Source organism: Streptomyces sp. TS71-3 (genome assembly GCF_018327685.1).
Lineage (GTDB): Bacteria > Actinomycetota > Actinomycetes > Streptomycetales > Streptomycetaceae > Streptomyces.
In genome coordinates this window covers 3,136,650-3,156,380 of the sequence record NZ_BNEL01000001.1, presented here as the reverse complement: position 1 = coordinate 3,156,380, position 19,731 = coordinate 3,136,650, and the positions used below count along the sequence as shown (strand labels likewise).

At 72.6% G+C, this 19,731-nt stretch carries 11 protein-coding genes; 8 read left to right on the top strand and 3 right to left on the bottom strand.

Annotated elements, in window-relative coordinates:
- The first annotated feature begins 467 nt into the window (after positions 1–467).
- The 8 genes from Sm713_RS12740 (at position 468) to Sm713_RS12705 (ending at position 12,669) form a co-directional block, all read left to right on the top strand.
- Positions 468–3,578, top strand: a complete 3,111-nt coding sequence (locus Sm713_RS12740; RefSeq protein WP_212909748.1) for a BTAD domain-containing putative transcriptional regulator — start codon at positions 468–470, stop codon at positions 3,576–3,578.
- 614 nt (positions 3,579–4,192) lie between these two features.
- The gene (locus Sm713_RS12735; RefSeq protein WP_212909747.1) at positions 4,193–4,798 is read left to right on the top strand and encodes an NADPH-dependent FMN reductase; all 606 of its coding nucleotides are present in this window, start codon (positions 4,193–4,195) and stop codon (positions 4,796–4,798) included.
- A 383-nt stretch (positions 4,799–5,181) separates the two neighbouring features.
- A complete protein-coding gene (locus tag Sm713_RS12730; RefSeq protein ID WP_212909746.1) occupies positions 5,182–7,092 on the top strand; it encodes a WD40 repeat domain-containing protein in 1,911 nt (636 codons plus the stop codon).
- Entirely contained in the window at positions 7,089–8,363 is a 1,275-nt protein-coding gene (locus Sm713_RS12725; RefSeq protein ID WP_212909745.1) for an MFS transporter, read from the top strand. The genes Sm713_RS12730 and Sm713_RS12725 overlap by 4 nt, the downstream gene beginning before the upstream one ends.
- Before the next feature lie 143 nt (positions 8,364–8,506).
- On the top strand, positions 8,507–9,127 hold the full coding sequence (gene ribA / locus Sm713_RS12720; RefSeq protein WP_374196044.1) for a GTP cyclohydrolase II: 621 nt from the start codon (positions 8,507–8,509) through the stop codon (positions 9,125–9,127).
- The gene (locus Sm713_RS12715) at positions 9,124–10,824 is read left to right on the top strand and encodes a WD40 repeat domain-containing protein (protein ID WP_212909743.1); all 1,701 of its coding nucleotides are present in this window, start codon (positions 9,124–9,126) and stop codon (positions 10,822–10,824) included. Before ribA ends, Sm713_RS12715 begins: the two co-directional genes overlap by 4 nt.
- Entirely contained in the window at positions 10,821–11,807 is a 987-nt protein-coding gene (locus Sm713_RS12710; protein ID WP_212909742.1) for an SUMF1/EgtB/PvdO family nonheme iron enzyme, read from the top strand. Before Sm713_RS12715 ends, Sm713_RS12710 begins: the two co-directional genes overlap by 4 nt.
- Positions 11,808–12,237: 430 nt before the next feature.
- The gene (locus tag Sm713_RS12705; RefSeq protein ID WP_212909741.1) at positions 12,238–12,669 is read left to right on the top strand and encodes a VOC family protein; all 432 of its coding nucleotides are present in this window, start codon (positions 12,238–12,240) and stop codon (positions 12,667–12,669) included.
- A 68-nt stretch (positions 12,670–12,737) separates the two neighbouring features.
- Here the strand turns inward: Sm713_RS12705 and Sm713_RS12700 are convergent, their stop codons facing one another.
- The 3 genes from Sm713_RS12700 to Sm713_RS12690 all read right to left on the bottom strand — a co-directional run bounded on the left by Sm713_RS12700 (position 12,738) and on the right by Sm713_RS12690 (position 19,707).
- The gene (locus tag Sm713_RS12700; protein WP_212909740.1) at positions 12,738–14,321 is read right to left on the bottom strand and encodes a GxGYxYP domain-containing protein; all 1,584 of its coding nucleotides are present in this window, start codon (positions 14,319–14,321) and stop codon (positions 12,738–12,740) included.
- 10 nt (positions 14,322–14,331) lie between these two features.
- Complete coding sequence (locus Sm713_RS12695) at positions 14,332–17,904, bottom strand: hypothetical protein (protein ID WP_212909739.1); 3,573 nt, start codon at positions 17,902–17,904, stop codon at positions 14,332–14,334.
- 177 nt (positions 17,905–18,081) lie between these two features.
- Positions 18,082–19,707, bottom strand: coding sequence for an FAD-dependent oxidoreductase (locus tag Sm713_RS12690; protein WP_212909738.1), 1,626 nt, complete (start codon positions 19,705–19,707; stop codon positions 18,082–18,084).
- Positions 19,708–19,731: the final 24 nt, after the last annotated feature.

The following is a 19,731-nucleotide window of genomic DNA, read 5'->3' as shown; positions in this document are numbered from 1 at the left end:
GAACCACCCCCCGACGGTACTCCGGACAGTGACCGCTTCGTTCGCACCGGAGACCGCTCCGCCGCCCCGCTCCCCGGGCCGCGGAGATCCGTGCGCCGGAGTACTTCCGGCCCGCACACCCACCCCGAGCACGCTTGCGCGCACCCGCCGCGCGGCGGGTCCTCCCCTTCACGTCCCCCCACCCCACCACGCCGCTCCGTCGTCCCCTTCGTGCGGCCGCCGACCCCCGTGTCCGGGGTTCCGGTGATCACCGGTACTCGCAAGGCCCGGGTGCCGTTCAGACCTGAGTGACGAGCCGCCCTCTCCCGAGGGAACCGCCACCATGGTGAACACCCGGCGTGCGCACCGCCCTCGTCACGTTCTCCCGCAGCAGACGCCCCGTCAGGGCGTGTCGCGCGTACGTGGCACCTACGCCTTCCGGCACCGACCACGGACAGGTTCACCTGATCAAGAGGTGAGGCAGACACGTGCCACTTCAACTCTCCGGTATCCGCTTCCTCGTTCTGGGCCCTCTTGAGGCGTGGGAGGGGGAGCGGCGGATACACCTCGGCGGCGTGGTGAACGAACGGGTACTTGCCGTCCTGCTGCTGGAGGCGGGGCGCGTGGTCCCGATCTTCCGGCTGGTGCAGGCGGTGTGGTCGGAGACCCCCCCGGTCACCGCGTCCCACCAGATCCGCAAGGCCGTCGCCGAACTGCGCCGGCGGATACCCGACGGCAGCGACCTGATCAACACCGAGCCGTCCGGCTACCGCATGACCCTCCAGGAGTGGCAGCTCGACCTGAGCCTGTTCACCGCACGCGAGGAGAGCGCCCGGCAGGCGCTCGCGGTCGGCGCACGGGCGGAGGCCGCCGAGCAGCTGGACGAAGCCCTCACCCTGTGGCGGGGCCCCGTCCTGCCGGACACGGGCAGCGCCACCATCGACGCGGCCGCCGCCGTGCTGGAGGAGCGCCGGCTGACCGCCACCGAGACGCTGTTCGACCTGCGGCTGTCCAGGGGCGAGGCCGCCGGGATCATCGGCGAGCTGCGCGGCGTCGTCGCGGCCCACCCCTACCGCGAGTCGGTGCGCCGCCAGCTCCTGCTCGCCCTCTACCGTGCGGGCCGCCAGGCCGAGGCGATCGACGAGTACGCGAACGCCCGCAAGCTGCTGTCCGACGAGCTCGGCATCGACCCGGGCCCCGAGCTGTCCGCCCTGTACGAGTCGATCCTGCGCAAGAGCCCGGAACTCACGCTCTCCCAGGAGCTGGACGAGGCCGCCGGCCGGCGGGCCGTCCCCCGCGCCGAGCCTGCCACCGAGCCGCCCTGCACCCTCCCCTACGACCTGGGCGACTTCACGGGCCGGCAGGAAGAGGTCAGCAGGCTGCTGGAGGAGGCGGCGGGCTCCCCGGGCCGCTTCCCCCGCATCGTGGTGATCGACGGCATGGGCGGCAGCGGCAAGACGACCCTGGCGGTGCACGTCGCCCACCGCATGGCGGACCAGTACCCGGACGGCCAGCTGTATTTAGATCTTCGGGGCTACAGCCTGGACGAGGAGGCGGTCTCGCTGTCCACCGCCCTCGACACCCTGCTGCGGGTGCTGGGCCTTTCCGGCAACGACATCCCCGACGACGTCGGCGGACGCCTCGCCCTGTGGCGCGTCTTCACCTCCCAGTTCCGGCTGCTGCTGATCCTGGACAACGCGGCCAACCGCGACCTGGTGCGCCAGTTGATGCCGCCGTCGCAGGACAGCTTCGTGATGGTCACCAGCCGCTCGCCGCTGGTCGAGCTCGACGGCGCCGAGCGCCTGTCGCTCGGGATGCTGCCCGAGAAGGACAGCATCGAGCTGCTCAGCCGCTCCATCGGCGCCACCCGCGCGGGTGCGGAGGCGGACGCGACGGCCGAACTCGCGCGGCTGTGCGGGTACCTGCCGCTGGCCCTGCGGATCGCCAGCGCCCGGCTGCGCAAGCGGCGGCACTGGACCGTCCGCTACCTCGTGGAGCGGCTGCGCAACGACGGCCACCGCCTCGACGAGCTGCACTCCGGCGACCTCAGCGTGGCCGCCGCGCTGACCATGTCGTACGAGTCCATGCAGCCCCAGCTCCGCAGCGGTTTCCAATTGCTGAGTCTGCATCCCGGACCCGACTTCGACGTGGTGTCCGCCGCCGCGCTGCTCGGCACCGACCTGACCGGCGCCGAGGAGACGCTGGAGTACCTGCTCGACGCGCACCTCCTCCAGCAGTACGACCAGGGCAGGTACTCCTTCCACAACCTCGTGCGGGCCTTCGCGCAGACGCTGCCCAGGCACCCCGCCGAGCAGGAGGTCGTCAAGCGGCTCGTGAGGCAGTACTTCGCCTTCGTCGAGCGGGCCTGCGACACGCTCTACCCCGGGCGCGTCGACTACGGCGAGGCGCACCCCTCCGGCGCGGGCGTCGTGCTGCCCGACCTGACCACGCCCGAGCGGGCGCTGGCCTGGTTCGACAACGAGCAGCCCCGGATCACCGGGATCATCGACCTGGCCTTCCGGCACGGCCTGCACCGGCAGGCGACGCGCATCGGCCGGAGCCTCTGCTTCTACCTGCACGACCAGAGCTATTTCGAGCAGTTCGAGGCGGTGGCGGGCACCGCCGTGGAGGCGGCGCGCGCCGGCGGCGACCCGGAGCTGCTGTGCGTCTCCCTGACCAACCTCGCCGTCGCGTACTGGCAGCGCGACCAGTACCAGGACGGGGTCGCGTCGCTGGAGGAGGCGCTGAAGACGGCGGCCGGGCTGAACGACTCCCGGGCGGAGGGCGCGTGTCTGAGCCGCCTGAGCGTCTTCCATACCAGCCTGGGCAACTTCGGCTCCGCCCTGCGCTACCTGACCCAGGCCGTCCGCACGCACAACGAGACGGGAAGCCTCCGCGAGGAGGCGGAGGCGCTGGCCAACCTGTGCCATGTCACGGAGTCCCTCGGCCGGTACACCGAGTCCGTGAACGCGGGGCGCCGTGCGGTGGCCCTCGCGCGGGAGACGGGGGCCCGCGGCGTCGAGACCACCGGCCTCGCCAACCTCTCGCTGGCCCACCTCGGGCAGGGCGATCCGGCGGCGGCGCGGGACTGCCTGACCCGGGCGCACGCCCTGTGCGAGGAGATGCGCGTGCCCGCCAGGACGTCCCTGGTCCTGACGAACCTCGCCCGGTTCCACCTGGACGCCGGCGACCTCGCCGACGCCTCGGACCACGCGGCCCGCGCGCTCCTGCTGGCCAGGGACATCGGCTCCGTCTCGCGGCAGGCGACCGTCCTGAACGTGCTCGGCTCGATCGACCTGGCGGCCGGCAACAGCAGTTCGGCGCTCACCCGCTTCCGCGCGGCGCTCAACCTCGCGGAGTCCATCGGGCTGCGGCTGGAGGCGGCGCGCGCGCTCGACGGTCTCGCCCGCGGGACGCAGGCCCTGCACCTGAGGCGGGCCGCCGTGCGCCTGCGGAACGCCGCCCGGGAGTACCTCGCGAGGCTCGACCTGCCCTCCGACTACTTCTCCTTCCGCGGCCCGGAGGGGTCCCTCCAGTCGCAGGGCGACGGCAGCCTGCTGGGCACGGGCAGCGGCGCGACGGGGGTACAAGGGGCCTGACGCCTCCACACACCGGCCCCTGACTCCACCGCCACGGCCCCTGGCTCCACCGCCACGCAAGAGGGCGCCGGACCGTCGCCCTCGCGACGGTCCGGCGCCCTGAACGCTGTCAGTGGTGAGTCGGGCCTATGTCCGTCGCCACGGTGCGCAAGCCTGTCGTGCCGTGGCCGCCCTCACCTGCCGCGGCGTACGCACCGCACATCATCGCCGTCGCCAGGGCCACTGCTGCCGCGTACCGCAACCGTCGCATCTTCCGTACCTCCTGTGACTGTTCGGACACCCAGTCGTCTACCGCCCGCTCATCCCGTTCGGTTCCCCCATCGATCCCGCCCTGGCCGCGTACCAGGTCACGGCCTTGCCGACGTGCCGGGAACCGGACGCCATGGCTCCGGCACCTCTGGCGGACCCCGTGACGGCGGCCGGCGCCGGCCCGAGCCGCCCGTTCCGCGGGGCCCGCCCCGTCACCGGCACGACAGCGCCGGTGACGCACGGGAACGGATCGGGAACCGATCGGGAAAGCGACGCGGCAGTGTTCTTCCCGTCAGCGACGGATCCCGTCGGATCAGGGCCCAGGCCCTGGACGGCGGCCATGTCCCAGGCACCGAGGAGACCAGGTGACCCGCATCGTTCTCATCTCCGGCAGCATGCGCGGCCAGTCGGTGAACACCGCGGCCATCGCCACGCTGCGCCGGATCCTCACCGGGGGCCCCGATCCCGTCGAGACGCGCGTGCTCCTGCCCTCCCGCATCCCGTTCTACGACCAGGACGCGGACGCGGAGGACCGGATCGACGCGGCAGCGCGGGGTGCGCGCCGGCTGGTGGAATCCGCCGATGCCGTGGTGATCAGCACCCCCTCGTACAACGGCCTGATCTCCGGCCTGCTGATGAACGCCCTCGACTGGCTGTCACGGCCCTGGCACCAGGGTGCGATCGCCGGCAAGCCCGTCGCCATGCTCAGCGCCTCACCAGGCGCGCGTGGCGCGGTGGACGCGCAGCCCGTGCTGCGCTCGGTGCTCCTGCGGGCCGACGCGGTGATGATCGACGCCCCGACGGTGGCGATCCGCTACGCCGAGGACCTGCCGAGAGCGGACGGCCACTTCACCGATCCGGGCGTGATCGCCGACCTCACCGAACTCGCCCGCGCGGTGCTCGACCACCTGGGTCGCTCGCCGTGCACCGGCGGCCTGGACGGCCGGCTGCTGTCGGCCCAGCACACCTGATCCCCCGACGGGCGCGCCGGCACCGCCGGCACGCGCCGCGGGCCAAGCGCCCGGCGGCCGCCCGCCAACCCCACAAGCCTGTCTCCGACGGCGCCATCTCGGAGACACGCCGCGCCCCGGCCCCGGGCCCGCGGACCGACGAGCAAAGAGAGGAGGTGTGTGTCATGACCATCGTTCGCCGCAGCTCGCGCCCCAACGTCTGAGCCCCACGCGCTCAGACACGCTAGGAACGCTGCCCCGGAAGGAAGGCACGGCTTTCCTTCCGGGGCAAGCCTGCAAACAAGCCCCTATGGGCGGTGGCGCCGCTCACCCCGCGGCGCCGTGCGCGGGCCGTCGGTCCGCAAGCACCAGAGTTCATGACTGACACAAGTGGGGTTCTCACCATGGAAATCCGAGAGAGGATCACTCGGATCGTCAGCGACGCCGGCCGCGGCATCCTGGTAGCAGATGCGCGCGGCAGCCTTCACTGGCTCGACTCCGAGCTGCGGGTGCTGCGGTCCTCGTCCGACAGCGCGATCGCCCAGTCCATCGCGGCCCACCCCATCTACGGGGTCAAGATCGTCGGCGACTGGATCATCACCCGCGACAAGGTCGGCAACATCTGCCGCTGGGACGCGAATTCACTCCGCCTGATCGACCACCTGGACGCCGCCGCGACGGCCGACGAATCGCTCCTCCTGGAGGGGGAGCAGCCCTCGCTGGCCATCCTGCGCGGCATCGGCGTGTGGAACGGCAAGGTCTACGTCGACAACGGCTACTACCAGCTGGTCATCCTGGACCTGGAGACGTTCGCCGTCGAGCGGATCGTCCTGTGGCCGCACGGCTACGACATGCTGGAGTGGTTCTCCACCGCCGCGCCGGGCGTACACGCCGTCGCCGACCGGAACGGCCGCATCCAGTTCGGGGACCTGGAGACCCTCTCGTTCCCGACCGTCGTCAAGGTCGACAACTCCAACGTGCACCGCCTGGTCTACGACAAGCGCCACAACCGGTTCTGGGCGACGCTCGACGGGGGCCTCGACGACAAGCGCCTCGTCGAGAACGGCGTGCTCACCATCGGCGTGGACGGCGTCGTGCAGTGGCGGCACCTGTACGCCCGCAACGACGTCGAGGGCCTGGCCTTCTCGCCCGACTACACCAAGGCGTACGTCGGCGGGTTCGACGGCGAGCTGATGATCTACGACAACACCGAGCCGGAGATGAACCTCCAGGCCCGGGTCGGCGGGTTCAGCCACCAGCTCCTCGACATCACGGTCGACCCGGACGGGCAGGTGTACGTCCTCACCCAGGACGGCGACATCACCGTCTGCACGCCCGACGGCCGCTTCGTGCGCCGGCTCGGCTACGAGCGCAACTGCGTGTGGGAGCTCCAGCCGCTGCCCGGCGAGGACCGCGCGCTGATCGCCTCCACCGACAGCGGCACCCGCGTCGTGCGCATGGTGGACCCGCTGCCCGGCAAGCCGACGCTGGTGCCCGGCGAGAGCTACACCAGCGGCCTCGGCTTCACCCGCCGGATCGTCCTCGCCGACGACGGCTGGGCCGGGATCTTCTGGCCGCGCACGGTGCGGCGGGTCGACGGCAAGGGGCGCACCGTGTGGGAGCGCGAGCTTCCCGGAATCGTGCACACCCTCGCCCTCTCCCCCGACCAGTCGCGGCTGCTGGTGGCCTGCAACGCCGGCGGCTTCGAGTTCGACGCCGAGACCGGCGACCAGCTCGACCACCTGGACAAGCTGCCCACCAGCGCGTGGGTGGCCGGCTACCTCGACGACGGCCGCAGGCTGCTGGGCTCGCGCAACGGCATCCTGTCCGCCTACGACGCCGACGGCGAGGAGACCTGGACGGTCGACCTCGACAACTACCCGAAGCGGCTGTTCGTGAACGGCGACGAGCTGCGGATCACCGGCGGCGTCGGCGTCAAGGAGTACGTGGTCGGCGAGGACAAGGAGCGGCGGCAGTTCATCGAGCTGCTGGACAACACCGCGGAGAACGCGGCGCTGATCGAGAACACGATGTGCGTCGTCACCTACGGCTTCCAGCTCGCCGCCTACGACCACGACACGTGCCAGTTGCTGGCGCTCCACGAGGACCTGCCGGACTTCGCCAAGGCCATCGCCACCATGCGGGGCAGCGGCGGGGAGCCGTACGTCATCGTCGGCGGGCGCGGGGGCTGGCTGCGCGTCTTCCGCGTCGACCGCGGCGGCGGCCCCGTCCTCACCCCGCTGCGCGACCTGTGGCTGCCGGGTGCGACCTCCGCGTATCCGTCGCTGGCGGAGGCGGAAGCGACCGGGCAATGACCCGGATCGACGACGAGGTGTCGCCGGCCCGGAGTCCCGAAAGCGGTGAGGCGACCGAGCCCTCACCGTTTCGGGACCGGCGCTTCGTGACCTTCGCCGTCGGCAACGTGGCGAACAACCTCGGCGAGGCGCTCTACGCCGTGGCCCTGCCACTGCTCGTCTACCACGTCACCGGCTCGCTCGGCTCGATGACGCTGCTGGCCGCCGCCGTTCCGGCGGCCATGCTGCTCTCCCCGACGCTCGGCTCCATCGCCGACCGCCGGGGGGTGCGGGGGCTCGTCCGGTACGGGCTGCTGGTCCAGGCGGCCGCCGCGACGGCGATGAACCTGCTGCTGCTCCGCCACGACCCGCCCGTGTGGCTGCTGTTCGTCTGCGCCCTGCTGGTCGCGGCCGGCGGCGTGGCGTACCGCACCGGGTGGATCACCGGGGTACCGGCGACCTTTCCGAGCTGCCCCACGCGGGCCCGCGGCACCCTCAACAGCTCCTTCCTCGCCACCACCATGGTGGGGCCCGTGCTGGTGTCCGCGCTCCTTCCGGCATTCGGGTACACGGGCCTCCTCTGGCTCAACCTGCCGACGTTCTTCGCGCCGCTCGTCGTCATGGCGATGGGCATCGGCCCGCCGCCGGTGCCGAAGGAGCAGGCCGACGAGAAGGACCGGCGGGAGTGGCGGCCGGCCGTGCGGGCGGTCTTCAAGGACCACCGGATGCTGGCCCTGCTGATCGTGCAGCTCGTTCTGGACATCGCCTGCGGCAACGGCCTGACCACCCTCGTCCTCTACGACCTCGCCCACTCCTGGCGGCTCAGCGGGGAGCAGGCGTCTCTCGCGATCGCCGCGATGAACCTCAGCAGCCTCGTGGGCAACCTCTTCGTCTCCCAGCGCCGCCGGTTCCCGGCCTGGCTGTGGCTGACGTCCGGCATGGCGCTGCGCGCGGTGTCGCTGGTGCTGCTCGCGACACCGATGTGGCCGGTGTTCCTGACCGTGCTGGTCGTGGGCCAGTTCGGGCAGGGCATGGTGCTGGCCACCGTCGTGATGGGACGCGTCAAGTACCTGCCGAAGGCCGTGCTGGGCCGCGCCTCCGGCGTGCTGTGGCTGCTGACCGGCGGCGCCGGTCTCGTCTCGTCCACCGCCGTGGTCGTGGTGAACGGTGCCCTGGGCACCCCCGCCACCTTCGTCGTGCTCGGTCTGGCGGCCTCCACGGTGCTGTGGTACCTGGCGCGCTCCCGCTCCGCTTGGACCGGCCCCAACCCGGCGAAACCACAGCAGGCATAGGAGAAACCCCGATGCGACACGTAGAAACACCCTTGGTGAACCAGGTTCACGACGCTCCGGCAGCCGCCTCCCCCGAACCTCCCGCCCCAGGCGGCACCGATCCCGACGACGGCACAGGACCGGAGGCGTCCGTCCCGGGCGGCGTGGCGCTGCCGGGACCCGCCAGGGTCCGGCGGAGCGTGGGCGTGCCCCTCAAGCACGGTCCCGACGCGCTGATGCAGGCCGAGCTGATGACCTTCGACGGGCTCGCCGACATGGGCGAGCACCTGGCGGTCCGGCTCGGCCCGCAGACCGACGTGCCCCTCGTCCGCGTGCACTCCGAGTGCCTGACGGGCGAGGTGTTCGGCTCGGCGCGCTGCGACTGCGGGCCCCAGCTCAACGAGGCCCTGCGCATGATCGACACGGTCGGCGGGGTGCTGCTGTACCTGCGCCAGGAGGGCCGCGGCATCGGCCTCTACAACAAGCTGGACGCCTACGGCCTCCAGGAGCAGGGCCTCGACACCTACGAGGCCAACCGCGCGCTGGGCCTCGACGACGACCTGCGGGACTACGCCGTCGCGGTGCAGATGCTGCACGCACTCGGCCACACCGAGATCGACCTGCTGACCAACAACCCCGACAAGCGCGAGCAGCTGCTCGGCTACGGCATCAAGGTCCGCAACACCCTCTCGACGGGGGTCTTCGTCAACCCGCACAACACCGGCTACCTCAGGGCGAAGATCGCCCGAACCTCGCACACCATTCAACTGGAAGGCTCGTCATGATCCGTCATTACGGCCCCATCAGCGGCATCGCGACCTTCAACTCCGAACTCGTGGCGACCGCCGGCTATGACAACCAGGTCATCCTGTGGAACGCGAAGGGGCACGTCCCCCTCGCCCGCGCCTACCATGACCACCTCGCCAACATGGTCGAGTTCAGCCCGGACGGCACCATGCTGCTCACCGCGTCCAGCGACTACACCGCACGGTTGTGGTCGCTACCGGACCTCAAGCTCAAGACGGTGCTCAGCGAGCACAAGGACGACGTCGACATGGCGGCGTTCCACCCGACCCGCCCGCTCGTCGCCACCGTCGCCCGCGACCACCTCATCCGCGTCTTCGACCTGAACGGCGCGGTCGTCGCCCGGTTCCAGGGGCACACCGCCGACATCCTCTCCGTCGCCTGGCTGGGCGAGGGCGAGGAGCTGGTCACCTCCAGCGACGACGGCACGGTCAAGCGCTGGTCGCTTCAGTCCGGCGAGATGACGGGCGACATCGACCTCGGCGACGTCGAGACCGACACCATCGCCATCACCCGGACCGGGGTGATCTACGCGGGCAACGACGACGGCGAGATCATCTCCATCGCCGACGGGCGCACCGGCCGGGCCCGCGCCCACGAGGCCGGCATCAAGCGGCTCGTCTACCACGCCCCCACCGAGACGCTGGTCAGCCTCAGCTACGACCGCACGTTCCGCGTGTGGGACGCCTCGGACGCCCTCGCCGGCCTGACCCTGACGCACATGACGGAGTACCCGGCCGAGGTGTGGGCGCGCTCGGGCGCGTTCCTCGACGACCGCACCCTCGTCTTCGGCACCTTCGGGTCCTCCTACGCCACCTACAGCCTGGACACCGGCGAGTGGGACCTCACCGGCGTCGAGCCGACGCGCTGCGTGAACGCCGTCTCCGTCATCGACGGCGAGATGTGGACGACCGGCGACGCGGGCCTCGTGTGGCGCGACGGGCGGCTCGCCGCCAGCACGGGCAGCCTCTGCAACTTCCTGGTGAGCGCCGGCGGCCGGGTGCTGACCGGCGGGCAGCTCGGCCGGCTCTTCGACGCCGGTGACGGCTCGGTCCTGCACCAGCACCGCTCACCGCTGAACTGCGGCGCGGCCTTCGAGCGGAACGGCGTGCCGCACGTCGTGGTGGGCGCCTACACCGGCGAGGGCCTGGTCTTCTCCCTGGGCGAGCAGGTCGAGCACGTGGCGACGCTCCCGCTGCACACCAACCCCGTCAAGGACGTCGCGATCTCGGGCGACACGCTCTTCGCGGTCTGCGCCGACACGTCCGTGTGCTGGTTCTCCCTCACGGACTTCGAGGAGACCGGGCGCGTCGAGGGGGCGCACGCCCAGATCGCCAACGGCTGCGCGGCGCTTGCCGACGACTCGTTCGCCAGCGTGGGCCGGGACCTCACGATGCGCATCTGGCAGGGGCACGACCAGCGTTCGGTGCCGACGCCGCACGACCACTCCATCAAGTGCGTCGCCGCCTCCGACGACGGCCGGTTCGTCGCCAGCGGCTCGTACTCGGGAGTGGTCGCCGTCTACGACACCCGGACCGACACCTGGTCGCACATCGGCAGGCCCACGGCGGCCGGCATCTCCAACCTGACCTACGACACCGCGGGCGGCCGCTTCCTGGCCTCGTCCTACGACGGCTCCGTCAGCATCGTTCCGGCCGGCGAGAGGGTCGCGGCATGAACACCGTCATCACGCCCGCGGTCGACCCGCACGCCGTCGAGGACCGCGCCTGCATGGGCCTGCCGGCCTCCTACGTCGACCGCGTCGACGAGAGCGAGCTCGCCGCACGCTGCCGGCTGCTGGCCATCCGCGGCCCCGTCCACCTCGCCCGCACCGTCGAGGACCCGGCCGCCGAACCCCTCACGCGGCTCGCCGCCGGGCGGCTGCTGGCCCTGCTCGGCGACCCCAGGATCGTCCCCGACGACCCCGCGATGGTCGACGTGCCCGCCGCGCGGGTCCAGCTGGGCCTGCCGGCCGACCGGATCGACGCGGTCACCGCGCGGTGGAGCAGCGTCGGCGTGGTGCGCGACTGGATCGCCAAGGAGGCACCGCAGTACGAGGTGGACGTGCCGGCCTTCCGCATCGGCCGCTACCCCGTCACCAACCAGGAGTACCGCGCCTTCCTGCTGGCGGAGCCGGACGCCGCGCTGCCACCCACGTCGTGGCGGTTCGGCGGCTATCCGGCCGAGCTCGCCAACCACCCCGTGTGGACGGTCGGCCCCCAGGACGCGGAACGCTACGCCGCCTGGCTCGCGGCCCGCACCGGCCGGGGCTTCAGGCTGCCGACGGAGGCCGAGTGGGAGTACGCGGCGAGCAGCGGCGACGGCCGCGCCTACCCGTGGGGCGATCAGGCGGGCCCGGACCGCACCAACACCGTCGAGTACGGGCCCCTGTCCACCACTCCGGTCGGCATGTACCCCGCCGGGCTCTCTCCGTTCGGCGCGTTCGACATGGGCGGCAACGTCGAGGAGTACGTCTCGGACGACTACCACCCCTACCCGGGCGGCGAGGCGGTGGACGACGACCTCGGCGGCGCCGCGGCCTACCGCGTCGCCCGCGGCGGCAGCTTCACCCGCTTCGCGGACCTGGCCCGCTGCCGCCGGCGGCACGGCTGGTACCACAGGGACATGTACGCGATGGGCTTCAGGCTGGCCGAGTCCTGATCCGGTCCCCGGGCGTCCCGCCTCCCCGCGGCCCGGCGAAGGCCCGCGGGAGACGCTCCGATCCAGGGTCGAAGGGATACGCCGAATCCAGGGTCCGGATGCATTCCGCCGAGACAACTCCAGAGAATTCGGGGCGGCGTGATACGGCCACCGGCACGCACTGCCGGCGGAGCTCGTTCACGCCGCCCCCACCCTCCCTCTCACCTGCTTGGACCGGGGCCGGAAGTCCCCGAGGTCAAGCAGGTGTTCCGCTTGGGTGGCCCGTGTTTCGGCAGGCCCCGGGCCGGCGTCCCGTCACCCCCCGCGGACCGCATCACTGAGACGCGTCCGGCCGGGTAGGCAAGAGGGAGCCGATCGGCCGGTGCCGCCCGGGCACCGGCTGCCCGGCAGCTCAGTGGGCGTGTGCCACGCCCGGGAAGGAAGCACCCGCATGACCGTTCCCGACGCGCCGATCCCGCGGTTCCACCTGGCGATGCCGGTCGACGACCTGGCTGCCGCCCGGCACTTCTACGGCGCGGTGCTCGGCCTGGAGCAGGGCCGCAGCTCCGACACGTGGGTGGACTGGAACCTCCACGGCCACCAGTTCGTCACCCATCTCGCCCCGGCCGGCGGTGAGCGCGCCCGCAACCGGGTGGACGGCCACGACGTGCCCGTGCCGCACTTCGGCCTGGTGCTGGCCATCCCGGAGTTCCACGCGCTCGCCGAACGGCTCCGCGCCGCGGGCACGTCCTTCGTCATCGAGCCCTACCTGCGCTTCGCGGGACAGCCCGGCGAGCAGTGGACGATGTTCCTGCACGACCCGGCGGGCAACGCGCTGGAGTTCAAGGCGTTCGCCGACGAGTCCCAGATCTTCGCGACCTGACACGGGCCCGCCCCCGGGGTCGGCCGCTCGGGCCGGTCCCGGGTTCGCCCCCGTGCCCTCCCCTCCCGTCAGCCGGCGCTCCCCGCCTTCTTGACCAGGCCGAAGAACTGCTCTCCGCGCAGCAGCACGAAGCGGTCGTCGAGGGTGGCCGCGACCGCCGCCGCGTCGCTCGGGGTCATGGTCCACGCGTGCAGGAAGACCATGGTGAAGACCGGCGCCTTGCCCCCGGCCGCGGTCCAGGCGTCGGCCGCCCGGGTGAGGCCGGCGTGCAGCTCGTCCTGGTCCAGCGCCAGGCGGGAGCGGGCGATGGGGGTCCCGGACAGGAGCAGTTGCTCGGTGTAGAAGTCGTCGTAGTTCTGGAAGATGCCGAGTGGGGCCATGCCCTTCGCGTAGGCCGCCACGGCCGCGTCGGTCAGCGGCTCGTAGGTGCTGTCCAGCCGGTTGATGATGGCCGTGCTGTTCATCCCGAGGCGCCTGGTGTAGTCGGCGGTACGGGACACGTAGGAGTCGAAGGTGGCCGCCGGGTAGGCGCTCGGGAAGACGTAGCCGAGCCCCGAAGGCCCGCTGAGCAGGTAGTCCTTGGTCGTCGCCGTCCGCTGGTAGTGGGCGTACAGCGCGGGCGCGGCGTCCAGGATCTCGGGCGGCACCGGCCAGTTGACGGGGATCTGCCCGCGGGCGGGGTCGTCCCACAGCTGCCGCATCTTGTGCTGCGCGTACTGGAGGTTGTCGCCGTCGCTGTAGGTGAGGGTGACGTAGATCTTGTTCTGGAGCGCGGGCGTGGCCGCCTGGTAGGGGTTCGTGTCGATGCTCGCGGGCACGCCGCTCCACACCGACAGGTTCTGGGCGGTGTCGGCGGCGAGGACGTGGCAGCTGCGGTTCGACAGGGTCTCCACGGCGGGGCTCTCACCGCCGCGCAGCCAGCCCATGTACGGGGAGTGGTCCGGCATGTCGTCGGCGAGGCGCTCGATCAGCGCCTTCTGCGCCGGGTCGCTGTGGTCGAGCCAGACGGTGAGGGCCCGGTTGGCTATGGCGTAGTCACGCAGGTACGCCGTCAGCGAGGTGTTCATGCTGATGACCATGCGGTGGGTGGTGCGCGGCCAGAGGGTGTCGATCTGCCACTGGCTGGCGGCCAGGTCGGAGGTGAACCTCCCCCGGAGGTCCTCGATGATCGGCAGGCCGAGCGAGGCGGCCATCTCGGGTGTCGCGATCAGCGCGTCCTCCAGGCCCGCGAGGGTCGTCGCCACGCTCACCGACTGCGGCAGCGCGGGGTCGGGGATGACGGCTCCCTTGACCTCGCTCCGGTACCTGGCCACCAGGGCGGCCAGCGTGCTCGGGGAGTCGTTCGGCACGCCGGTGTCGGGCTGCCAGGTGGCCTTCCCCTCGCCGACGTTCGCGAGGAGGTAGATACGGGGCTGGGTGCGGTTGACGATGCCCTGGAGGCTGATCAGGGTGAGCTGGTCCGCGGCGGAGTACGCGGACAGGTCGGCGGTGGCGAGCCGGGAGGGCGCGGCGAAACCCGGCAGGGCCTGCCCCGACGGCCAGCTGATGCCGGCCGCGGCGGGCCGGGGCGCGGCCCCCGCGGTGGACGTGCCGAGCAGCGGCACCGCTGCTCCCGCGGCGAGGGCGGTGGCCAGGAAAGTGCGGCGTTCCATGTGTGGCTCCTCACGTCAACGTGACGGTGGCGACCTGCCATGGGGCGAGGTCGAGCGTGAACGTCCCGCCGGTGACCGGCAGTTCGCGCAGGGGGTGTTCATCGGCCCGGCAGAGCAGCACGGTGCCGGTGTGGCGGAGCCGGATCGTGCGGGCGGCCCGGTCGAGGTTCTGCACCCGCAGCAGGAGGCCGCGCCGGTTACGGGGTTCGGCGACCGTGGCGTGGCATCCGTCGGGCAGTCCCAGGTCGAGCAGGGTCGCCGAGGCGGCGTCGAGCGGGCGCGGGGAGCCGTCGTACTTGTCGAGCCTGCTGACGTCGGACACCAGCGGCGCCGCCCGCCTCTCCAGGCCGAAGCGGGAGGCCGCGGCCGGATCGAAGGCGCCGAGCGGGCTGAAGGCGTACCGCAGGGTCAGCGGGCCGCCCTGCTCGGGCGGGGTGTTGGTGGGCCAGTAGTTGTTGAGGACCCAGGAGAACAGGGTGGCGGCGGCCGGTTCGAAGCGCTCGGCCCAGGTGCCGCGCACGATGTCCCCGACGGTGAAGAGCGGGGCGTCGGCCGACGTCCACACGATGTCGTCGACGGTGACGCCGTGCAGGGTGGTGAACCACTCGTTGCAGGCGCCCGGGGCGTGGTCGGTGGCCGGGTCCACCCAGCCCTGCTGGCGGTCGTAGCGGACCCGGAAGCGCGGCCCGCGGCGCTCCGGGTCGCCGTCCCCGGGGTCTCCGTCTCCGGGGTCTCCGTCCCCGGGTGCGTCGCCCTTCGCGGCGAACGGGAACGCCACGTACAGCGACTCCTTGGCGAGCACGCGCTCCTTGTCGAGCCGCACGGTCACCTCGACGCGGTCGTCGGTGTCGCGCAGGAGGATGTCGGTCTGCACGAACGGCAGGTGCGGCGCCGTGCCGACGGTGCGCAGCCGCCAGCCGTCGTAGGTGCGCAGCAGGCCGATGGGGCGGGTGGCGGCGGGCGTGACGGTGAGCTCGGGCGGCGGCGACTTCGGGCGGCGGGCCAGGAGGCTGCTGCGGGGCGCGCGTTCGTGCCGGTGGGGCTCACCCGTGTGGGTGTGCGACTCGCCCCTGGTGAGGGAGTCGGGGCCGCCGAGCGCGTAGAGGACCTGCCCGAGGCGGTGGGGCGAGGCGGTGTCGACGGCCCTGCGGCCCGTGGGGCGGTGGACGAGCCCGGTGACCGAGCCGGTCTCCGGGTCGAGGGACACCTCCCAGCGCTCCGTGGTCAGCGTCTCGGGCAGCGGCTGCCAGGTGGTGCCCCCGTCCCCGGCGCCCTCGCGGCGTGGCGCGGTGTCCCCGGTGGGGTCGCCCTCGTCCCCGTTGGGGGTGACCTTGTGGGCGGCACCGAGCGGCAGCGCGCGGTAGCCGAAGCCGGGCACGCCGGGGACGGTGAGGCGGATCCGGTGCAGCCCGTCGCAGTCGCTCAGCACCTCGTAGGGCAGCGGCGGCCGGCCGACGGGGGTGCCCGCGGGGACCTCGGTCTCGACGGTGATGTCCCGCAGCCAGCCGAGCGGGTTGGCGACGAGCAGGGTCGGCCCCTCGGTGGTGACCAGCTCGCCGAGCTGGCTCATGGCCCGGCGGGACTCGTCGAGGGCGGTGCGGTGGGCGGTGTGCACCCGGTGGCGCTTCCAGTCGAGCTGGTCGCCCACCTGCTCGCCGTGCGGGTGCGCGACGCTGTGGGACCAGGTCCAGGTGTGCTCGCAGGCGTACAGGGCGCCCTCCCAGCCCCGGTCGAGCTGTGCCCGGTTCGGCCGGTAGCCCGGTTCGGCGCGGGCCACCAGGGCGGCCACGCACTCGGCGGCGACGAGCTGGGACTGCGCGGCCCGGTGCTCGGCGACGACGGCGGCGCCGGTGCCGACGCCGTCCTCCCAGTAGCTGCCGCCGTCGCCGCGCCACACCGGGAGCCGGTCGGCCAGCGGCCGCACCGCGGCCAGGTAGCCGGCCAGGGTGGAGACCTGGAGCCTGGGATAGGCGTAGACGGCGTTCCAGCGGGCGGCGAAGCCGGCGTCTCCGTCGGCCAGGTCCTCGTTGTCGGCGTGGGTGCCGATGAGCGCGAGGTCGTGGGGCGCGTAGTCGGGCCGCTCGTACCGGCCGACGTACCGGGACAGGGACTGGGTGCCGCCGACCACGGTCTGCGGGTCGGCCGTGGTGAAGCGGAGCTGCGAGTAGGCGTCGGCGAAGTGGGTGAGGATCCGGGTGCCGTCGATGCCCTCCCACATCACCGGGGTCGCCAGGTGCTGGGCGTCGCTGTCGGCGTTGGCGCCCCGGCTGTGGTTCTCGATGCCGACGAAGGCGTCGATGCCGAGGGCGGTGAGCATGGCGGGCAGCGCCGAGCTGTACGAGGGGACGTCGGTGAGGTTCGCGTAGTCGACGGGGATGCCGTGCCGGTCGCGGAGCCCGGCGGCCAGATAGGCGGCGCGGTAGGTCTCCTCCAGGCTGGTGACGCCCGAGAGGAACAGGTTGTGGAAGGCGTTGACGGCGAGGCGCCGGTCGCGCAGCGCCGCGAGGACACGCTCCGCTCGCTCGGGTGACCTGGTGCCGAGGTACTCGTCGAGGATGAGCGCGCCGTCGAGGGAGAAGCGGAAGCCGCCGGACGCGTCGAGGGCGGCGAGGGCGCGGTCGAGGTTGCGGCTGTGGAGTTCGAGGACCTTTCCCTGGGTGTCGGTGTACCCGACGTCGAGATGCACGTGCGGAACGAGGTGGATGGTCCACTTGCGGAGCGGGCGGAGCCCGCAGGCCAGCCGGAGGCCCCCGACGCGGATCTCGGCGGCCGTGGTGCCGTCCGCGAGCTCCGGCAGCGGGAAGCGGACCCTGACCTGGCCGAAGGTGCGGCCCTCGCGGGTGAGGGGGTGGCGGTAGGTGTGTCCGGCGATGTCGACCTCGGCGTGCTCCGGCCAGGCGCCGCCGGCGGGCACGTCCACCGTGAGGTCGACGAGTTCGTGGAGCCCGCCGTCCCGCTCCACGTACAGGGGCGTCGCGTCGAGCCGGGCCGCGAGGCCGCCGGGGCCCCGGTCCGCGGGGAGCAGGGCGAGGCCGCGCCAGGTGATCCCGGCGCCGAACCAGTTGCCGTACGCCCTGCGCCGTTCGGGCAGATCCGTATCGAGGACCGCGCCGGGCAGGCCGGTGGCCGCGTCCCGGTCGACCGTGGTCGTCAGCGCCAGGACGTGGCGGCCCGGCGCGAGCCAGGCCGCCGGAAGCGGGATGTCCAGCTCGCACTCGCCGGCGATGGGGCCCTGCCGGTCCACCTCGGCGCGCGTCCGCCTGACCACCACGGGGTGGTAGAGGGCGCGGTGCCGGTGGTCGAGCTCCACGGCGATGTCGGGGCAGGGGCCGTGGGATCCGGCGAACCGGAGCCGCAGCACGCATCCGGTCTCCGGAACGTCCCCGGGGCCGACGGTGAACTCCACTTCGGCCCGGTGCTCGCGCCATCCGCTGCCCGCGTCGAGCGGGCTCGGGTGGAAGAGCGGCCAGTGGCCGGCGGGCGTGCTCCGCCCGACCTCGTACCGCAGAACGGCACCGTCCCGCGGCCACACGCCGCCGAACTGGGCCGGGCCGTCATCGGGGCGGCCGACGGTCCACAACACGGAAAACCTCCGGTTCGTGAGGGAGAGGGTGTTCGTGAGGGAGAGGGTGGGGGCCGCGGGCGCCTGGCGGGGCGCCCGCGGGCTCCGGTGGGCAGGCCGCGGGCGCGCGAGCCGGGTACGGCGCCCGCGGGTGCCGGACGTCGGCGGTCCGCGGAAGCCGTCCGGGCGTCCGCGGTCCTACAGGCTGAGCACGCTGCCGTGCTCGGTGAGCGCCGTCGCCAGATCGGCGTACCGGTAGCTCTGCACCGCCTGGTCCCGCTCGATGGACTGGGCGGCGAGCTCGCCCGCGGCCTCGCCGAGCATCCCGAAGTCGGGCTCCATGCGCGGCGAGGTGTAGCCGATGTGGCTGGCCGAGAAGCACACCGGGACGGCGATGTTGTCGACGGACCCCGCCGCCGGGAACAGGCACTCCGCGGGGATCTGGTAGAGGTCGACGGGCACGTTGCTCGTGGTACCGGTCAGGGAGCCCTCGCCGACGATCAGCCGGTCGCCCTCCGGGTAGTACTGCACCGTGTGGCAGTCCATGCCGTACTTCCAGCAGGCCACGGACGTGGTCTTGGTGTTGCCCGGGGCGAGCAGGTCGTGCTCGGTCAGGACGTGGGCGCCCTTCATGCGGCGGCCCTCGCGGACGTACAGGGCATGGGGGAAGCCGGCGCCGTACGGGCTGTCGGTGAACTCGTCGGCGGGCAGGCCCCACGACCGCGTGTCCGCCCGGAACGACTCCGGCAGCGAGGGGTCGTTGGCCATGAAGTACAGCTGGCCCTGGTGCCAGCGCACGTGCTCGGCGATGACCTCGTCGCGGCGCTCCCAGGTGCCGTCCGGGTAGTCCCAGCCGGCGCCGGGCAGGTCGAGTCCGATGAACGGGCCCTGGTTCGTCTGGTACTTGTCCCCGGGGATCGCCGCCGTGGTGCCGACGAGCTGGGTGAGCCCGGTGACACCGCGGAAGTCGATCAGCTGCTTGAGGTGGAGGAACGTGTCCGGGTCGTAGCCGTCGGGCTTGGGGAACGGCAGCCGGTCCGCGCTCCGCGTGAGCACACCGCGGAAGTTGTACGCCATCACCTTCTCGTCGGCCGCCCCCAGCGGGGTGACGGGCACGGGTCCCACCGGGTAGCCGGTGTTGGGCGTGAAGTCGCCGATCCTCAGGACCGTGTCGGAGCGGAATCCGGCATGGGGCTCGCCGTACTCGGCGGCCGACTCCCGGCCCACCGTGTAGGGCACCTTCGCGGCGGCCATCAGGTCGCCCTCGTAGGAGGCGTCCACGAAGAACCGGGCCCGCACCCAGCCGTCGGGGGTCCGCACCGCCGTGATGCGCTTGCCCGTGACGGTGACGTCGGCGGGCCCGCGCAGGCGGTGGCCGTAGACGACGGTGGCACCGGCCTGGTCGAGCAGGCTCCGGGCGATGTCCTCGGCGACCTTGGGCTCGAAGCGGTACTGCGCCGGGGAGCCGACCCCGTAGTGGGCCCCGATGGCGTTGAAGAACGAGGTATGGGTGAGCCCGGCGAGGGCGCGGATGTCGTTGGGGATGTCGGTCTTCACCAGGCCGCCCGCGACCACCCCGCCGGGGTGGCCGGTCGGTTCGAGCACGAGGCTGCGGTACCCGCGCCCGGCCAGGCGCAGGGCGGCCATGATGCCGGCGAGCGTGGCGCCGTAGACGACGGCGTCGTAGGGGCCGCCGGCCGCACGGGGGCGGCCGGACGGGCGGGTGGACGGACGGGTGGACGGACGGGCGCCGGCCCGGGTCGCGGAGCCGAGGGTGAGGGCTCCGGTGGCGGCGGCCGCGGTGAGGAAACGTCTGCGATCCATGAAAGGTGCTGCCTTCTTCCTCGG